Consider the following 6,011-nt stretch of genomic DNA (forward strand, 5'->3'; position numbering starts at 1 on the left):
CAGCGCGGCCTCGCTGCGCACGCTGCTGGCGCGCGAGGGCCTGGCGCTGTTCTGCTCGCCGCGCGCCGCCCGCATGCGGCTGTGCGCCGGGCCGCTGTGCGGCTGGCTGTTCCTCGACGACAGCCGCGGCGCGCCGCGCCGCTGGTGCTCGATGGGCGATTGCGGCAACCGCGCCAAGGTGCAGCGCCACCACGCGCGCCGCTCGGCCGCCACCGGTGACGACACCTGAACCTGCAACAGCGGTTCCCCTCGCGCGTCGCAGCGTGTACCCTTGCCGCTGCTCTCATCTCCCACGTTGTCGTCCCATGCGCCTGATCCGGTCCCTGCCCTTGCTGATCCTGCTGTCCACGGCCCGCGTCGTGCTCGCCGCCCCGGCCCCGGCCGCCTCCACCCCCGCGTCGACCGATCCGAAGCCTGCCGAACGCTGCGAGACCGCCGTCGCCGACACCATCCGCGAGATGCGCGGCAAGGAAGCACGCGACATCGAGTTCCTCGCCGCACAGCGCTCGCTGCTGCCGGCCACCGGCGACGAGACCACGGTCAAGGGCGCCGGCCGCTACAAGACCACGGCCACCGGCGTGCACGGCTTCACCTACCGCTGCGCCTACAACGCCGAATCGAACGAGACCTCGGGCGTCGTGTTCCGCGAGACCGGCAGCACCCGTCCGCTCGTCGAGAAGGCCTGGGAGCCCGACCTCAGCAAGGTCTCGCCCGACGCCTGCGAGACCGCGATCGCCGCGACGCTGAAGGACAAGTACCCGCGCGTCGGCCGCATCGCCTTCGATGCCGAGACGCGCCGCCTGCAGCCCGCGCCGGACGATGGCACCTGGCTCGATGGCCAGGGCGCCGTCGAACGCGCGCCCGGCATGAACTCGATCCCGTTCACCTACCGCTGCGCGTTCCAGGCGCGCACCGGGCGGCTGGTCAGCGCGCAAGCCACGCCCTGACGGCAGCCTGGACGCACTGTCCGGAGGACGCGTGGTGGATCGACCCTCGAACGATGCGGTACCGGGCGGCGAGGTGACGCAACTGCTGCGGCGCTGGACCGACGGGGATGCGCACGCGCTGCACCACGTGCTGCCGCTGGTGTACGACGAGTTGCGCCGCCTGGCCGGCCGCCACCTGCGCCACGAGCGCGCCCACCACACGCTGCAGAACACCGGCCTGGTGCACGAGGCCTACCTGCGCCTGACAGACGACCGCCCGGTGCAATGGGCCTCGCGTTCCCAGTTCTTCGCGCTGGCGTCGAAAGTGATGCGTCACATCCTGGTCGACCATGCGCGTGCGCGCGGCGCCGGCAAGCGCGGCGCAGGCCAGGTGCACGTGCCGCTGGACGATCTGTCGGAAGCCGCCATCGCGCAACTCGCGCCGCGCGACACGCCGGCGCTCGACGTGCTCGCGCTCGACCAGGCGCTCACGCGGCTGCAGCAGCTCGATGCGCAGCAGAGCCGCGTCGTCGAGCTGCGTTTCTTCGGCGGGCTCAGCGTCGACGAGACCGCGGCCACGCTCGAGATCTCGCCCGCCACCGTGAAGCGCGAATGGGCCAGCGCGCGCGCCTGGCTGCTGCGCGAGCTGGCGATCCGCTGAGCCGTGCCGAAGCGGCACGCCGATACGCTTCGACACACATTGCATGAGCCGCTTCGCGCCGGGCTTGCGCCCTAGGGGAGACGAGAACTCCGGGAGCGTTGCGATGAATGCCGCAATTCAAGCCGACATCGACAGCAATTTCGGCCACCTGCAGGCCGCCGAGCACGGGCCGCCGGTGCTGCGTCCGCCGCCGCCGGTGCTGCTGCACACCGAGCCGCCGCGCATCGAGCCGCACCCGCGCGGCAGCGTGCGGCGGCCGTCGCTGCTGACGGCGCTGCTGGCCGCCGAGAGCCCGTGCGAGCGCCACCGCACGGTGCGCGCGCTGCTGCAGGCGCTCGGCTTCGAATGGCTCGCCTGCGGCACGCTGGTGCGCGACGAAGCCGGCTGGCGCCCGGCCGCGTTCTGCACCAGCCTGATCGATGCCGACTGGCTGCAGCGCTACTTCGCGCAGCAGCACCACGAGGTCGACCCGCGCTGGCGCGAGGCGCTGCAGTCGTCGCTGCCATCCATCTGGTCGCTGGACCAGTGGAGCGATGCCGGCACCGGCACCCGGTTCGCCCGCTTCGTCGCCGACCTGCGCGCCACCGGCATGCAGAGTGGCGCACTGATCGCGCTGCCGGGCCGCCGTGCCGACGAGCGCTGGCTGCTGAGCCTGCTGTCGCGCACGCCGGGCAGCACCTGGATCGGCGACGCGGTGCTCGGCCAGCTGCTGAACCTCAGCCTGTGCCTGCACGAGTTCTACCTGCAGCACACGCGCTGGCCGCCTTCGGGTCCGGCCGAGCCGGGCGACGAGGTGCTGAACCCGGTGCAGCGCGACATCCTGCTGCAGCTCGCCCATGGCGCGAGCGACAAGCAGATCGCGCGCGAACTGCAGCTGTCCTCGCACGCGGTCGACTACCACATGCGCCAGCTGCGCCGCCGCTTCGCCGCGCGCAACCGCGTGCAGCTGACCCAGGCCGCGCAGCGCCTCGCGCGCCGCTGAAGGGATTGCGATGAGCGTGACGATGGATGCCGAGCGCTGGCAACGCCTGAAGACGCTGGTGGCCGATGCGCTGGCGCTGCCCCTCGCGCAGCGCGCCGGCTTCGCGCAGCGCAGCTGCGTGGGCGAGCCGGCCCTGCAGGCCGAGCTCGAATCGCTGCTCGCCGCCGCCGAGCCGGACAACACGCCGCTCGACCAGCAGCCCGCCGCGCAACTGCTGCAGGCGCTCGACGCGCATGCGTCGCGCCACTGGATCGGCCGCCGCCTCGGGCCGTGGCGCGTGGTCGGTCTGATCGCGCGCGGCGGCATGGGCGAGGTCTGGCGCGCCGAGCGCGACGACGGCCAGTTCGAGCAGCGGGTCGCGATCAAGCTGATCCGCGAAGGCGGCGACCAGCAGCTGCTGCTGGCGCGCTTCGACGCCGAGCGCCGCATCCTCGCGTCGCTCGACCACCCCAACCTCGCGAAGCTGCTCGACGCCGGCCTCACGCCCGAGGGCGAGCCGTACTTCGTGATGGAGCTGGTCGACGGCATCGCGCTCGACTTCCACTGCGAACAGCAGGCGCTCGCGCTGCCGCAGCGGCTGCAGCTGTTCCGCAGCGTCTGCCTGGTGGTCGACTATGCGCACCGGCAGGGCGTGATCCACCGCGACCTGAAGCCGGCCAACATCCTCGTCACGCCGCAGGGCGTCGTGAAGCTGGTCGACTTCGGCATCGCGAAGCGGCTGGGGCCGCCCGCGGAGGGCGGCGCGGCGAGCGAGCCCACGCTCACGCTGCAGCGCGTGCTGACGCCCGACTACGCGAGCCCCGAGCAGGTGCGCGGCGAGCCGCTGACGCCGGCCAGCGACATCTACGCGCTCGGCGTCGTGCTGTACCGGCTGCTGGCCCGCGCGAGCCCCTACGGCGAGGCCACCGACAGCTACGCGCTGACGCGCGCGATCTGCGAGACCGAGCCACCGCGCCCGAGCCATGCGGTGCCGCACGGCGGCCGGCTGCGCCGCCAGCTGCGCGGCGACCTCGACGCGATGGTGCTGATGGCGCTGCGCAAGGAGCCGGCGCACCGCTACGCGTCGGCCGAAGCGCTGGCCGACGACGTGTTCCGCCACCTCGAAGGCCTGCCGGTGCATGCGCGCCGCGGCGCCTGGAGCTACCGCGCCGGCCGCTTCGTGCTGCGCCACCGCGCGATGGTCGGCGCGGCGCTGGTCGCCAACCTCGCGCTGACGGCCGGCATCGGCATCGCCGCGTACGAAGCCTGGCAGGCCAACGTGCAGCGCGAGCGCGCCGAGCGCCACTTCGCGAGCGTGCGCAAGCTCACCAACACGCTGATCCTCGACGTCAACAACGCGATCCGCGACCTGCCCGGATCGACGCAGGCCCGCCAGCTGGTCGTGCAGACCGCGCTGAACTACCTGCAGCAGCTCAGCGCCGAGCTGCAGGGCGACGCCGCGCTGCAGCTGGAGCTGGCCGGCGGCTACCGGCAGATCGCCGAGCTGCAGGGCCGCAACGCCGAAGCCAGCCTGGGCGACCCGGTGGCCGCGCTCGCGAGCTACGAGCGCGGCATCGCACTGGCCGAGCCGCTGGGCACGCCGGCGCGGCGGCGCGATCCGAACTTCCGCGCCGCGCAGCGCGAGCTCGCGCTGCTGTACGGCAGCCGCGGCGCGCTGCTCACGTCGGTGGGCCGCAACGACGACGGCATGGGGTCGCTGCGCCAGGCCATCGCGATCACCGACGACCTGATCGCCGCCGAGCCCGACAACCCGCGGCTGCTGCGGCTGCGCGCCACGCTGTACACCGAGCTCGGCAGCACGCAGCAGCAGGCCGGCCAGCACGAGGCCTTCCTCGCGTCGACCGCGACCGCCACGCAGCAGCTCGAGGCGCTGCTCGTGCGCGAGCCCGCCGACGCGATCGCCGCCAACACGCTGGCCACCACCTACGGCTTGCGCGGCATGACGCTGCTCGGCCACGACCTGCAGCCGCAGAGCGCGCAGCTCGCGCTGGAGTCGTACGGCAAGGGCGCGGCGCTGCTGCAGCGCATGGCCGATGCCAAGCCGAACGACACCAAGCTGACGCGCACGCTCGCGATCCAGTACCACGGCATGGGCCGCGCGCTGGTGCGGCTGAAGCAGCCGGGCAAGGCGCTGGAGCTGCACCGCCGCGCGATCGCGATGCTCGATCGCCTGGCGCAGCAGGAGCCGAACAGCCCGCAGTTCAACGCCGACCGCGCCGGCGCGGCGGTGCGGCTCAGCGAGGCGCAGCTCGCCGCCGGCGACGCGGCCGCCAGCCGCGGCACGGCCGCCGCGGCGGTCGCCACCTTCGAGGCGTTGCCCGAGGGCATCCGGCGCGACATCGTCACCCACTACCTGCACGGCCTCGCGTACTACCAGCTCGGCCAGGCGCTGCGCGCGCAGGGCGACGCCACCGGGGCCTGCGCCCGCTTCCGGCAGAGCCTGCCGATGTTCGAGGACGTGCAGCGCCTGCTCGACCCGACCGACATCGGCCCGGGCGCGGCGCGCGCGGCGCTGCAGCGCTGCACCTGACATGGAGCGCGCCCCGACCGCCCTCACCGGCCAGCGTTTCGGCCCGTACCGGCTGGTCGCACCGCTCGGCCGCGGCGGCATGGGCGAGGTCTGGCGCGCGGCGCGCGACGACGGGCAGTTCGAGCAGCAGGTCGCGATCAAGCTGGCCACGCCGAGCTCGCCTGAAGCACTCGAGCGCTTCCGCCGCGAGCAGCGCATCGTCGCCGGCCTCGACCACCCGCAGCTCGCGAAGCTGCTCGATGCCGGCGTCACCGCGGCCGGCCAGCCCTATCTCGCGATGGCGCTGGCCGACGGCGAGCCGATCACGCGCCACTGCGAACGCACCRACCTCGACCTGCAGGCCCGGCTGCGGCTGATGCGCGAGGTCTGCGAGGTCGTGCACTACCTGCACCAGCAGGGCATCGTGCATGCCGACCTGAAGCCGGAGAACCTGCTGGTCTCGCCGTCCGGCGCGCTGCGGCTGGTCGACTTCGGCATCGCGCGCCACATCGGCGAGCCGGCCGCGGCGGCGATGACGCTGTCGTGCGCGAGCCCCGAGCAGGTGCGCGGGCTCGCGCTCACGCCGGCCAGCGACGTGTATGCGCTCGGGCTGCTGCTGTACCGGCTGCTGGCCGGCCGCAGCCCCTACCGCGAGCATGCGGCGCATGCGCTCGCGCGCGAGGTGTGCGAGACCGAGCCGCCGCCCACCGGCGCGCGCGCCGACCGCGATCTCGATGCGGTCGTGCGCAAGGCGCTGCAGAAGGAGCCGGCGCAGCGCTATGCGTGGGCGCAGGCGCTGTCGGACGAGCTGTTCCGCTGCCTCGAAGGGCTGCCGGTGCAGGCGCGCAGCGGCGGGCTGCACGGGCGCGTGCGCCGCTTCGTGCTGCGCCACCGCAGCGCGGTCGGCGCGGCGCTGCTGGCCAACCTGGCGCT

At 73.7% G+C, this 6,011-nt stretch carries 6 protein-coding genes; all 6 read left to right on the forward strand.

Annotated elements, in window-relative coordinates:
* Window positions 1-229 (forward strand): CGNR zinc finger domain-containing protein (locus tag AC1DXV_RS30225; protein WP_477937142.1); only part of this gene is annotated, 229 nt, incomplete at its 5' end.
* A 76-nt stretch (window positions 230-305) separates the two neighbouring features.
* Window positions 306-947 carry a hypothetical protein gene (locus tag AC1DXV_RS30230; RefSeq protein WP_477937144.1) on the forward strand — a complete coding sequence of 214 codons (642 nt, stop codon included), beginning with the start codon at window positions 306-308 and terminating at the stop codon, window positions 945-947.
* Between the two features lie 34 nt (window positions 948-981).
* Entirely contained in the window at window positions 982-1,587 is a 606-nt protein-coding gene (locus AC1DXV_RS30235) for a sigma-70 family RNA polymerase sigma factor (RefSeq protein ID WP_477868420.1), read from the forward strand.
* 103 nt (window positions 1,588-1,690) lie between these two features.
* The gene (locus AC1DXV_RS30240; RefSeq protein WP_477868422.1) at window positions 1,691-2,569 is read left to right on the forward strand and encodes a helix-turn-helix transcriptional regulator; all 879 of its coding nucleotides are present in this window, start codon (window positions 1,691-1,693) and stop codon (window positions 2,567-2,569) included.
* 10 nt (window positions 2,570-2,579) lie between these two features.
* A complete protein-coding gene (locus AC1DXV_RS30245; RefSeq protein WP_477868424.1) occupies window positions 2,580-5,099 on the forward strand; it encodes a serine/threonine-protein kinase in 2,520 nt (839 codons plus the stop codon).
* 1 nt (window position 5,100) lies between these two features.
* Window positions 5,101-6,011 (forward strand): serine/threonine-protein kinase (locus tag AC1DXV_RS30250; RefSeq protein WP_477937146.1); only part of this gene is annotated, 911 nt, incomplete at its 3' end.

The sequence above is a fragment of the Rhizobacter sp. P3_C12 genome (genome assembly GCF_056402735.1).

Excerpts from the sequence above, each read along its gene's own strand:
- AC1DXV_RS30230 (WP_477937144.1), top strand. The coding sequence starts at position 306 with ATGCGCCTGATCCGGTCCCTGCCCTTGCTGATCCTGCTGTCCACGGCC.
- AC1DXV_RS30245 (WP_477868424.1), top strand. The coding sequence starts at position 2,580 with ATGAGCGTGACGATGGATGCCGAGCGCTGGCAACGCCTGAAGACGCTG.
- AC1DXV_RS30240 (WP_477868422.1), top strand. The coding sequence starts at position 1,691 with ATGAATGCCGCAATTCAAGCCGACATCGACAGCAATTTCGGCCACCTG.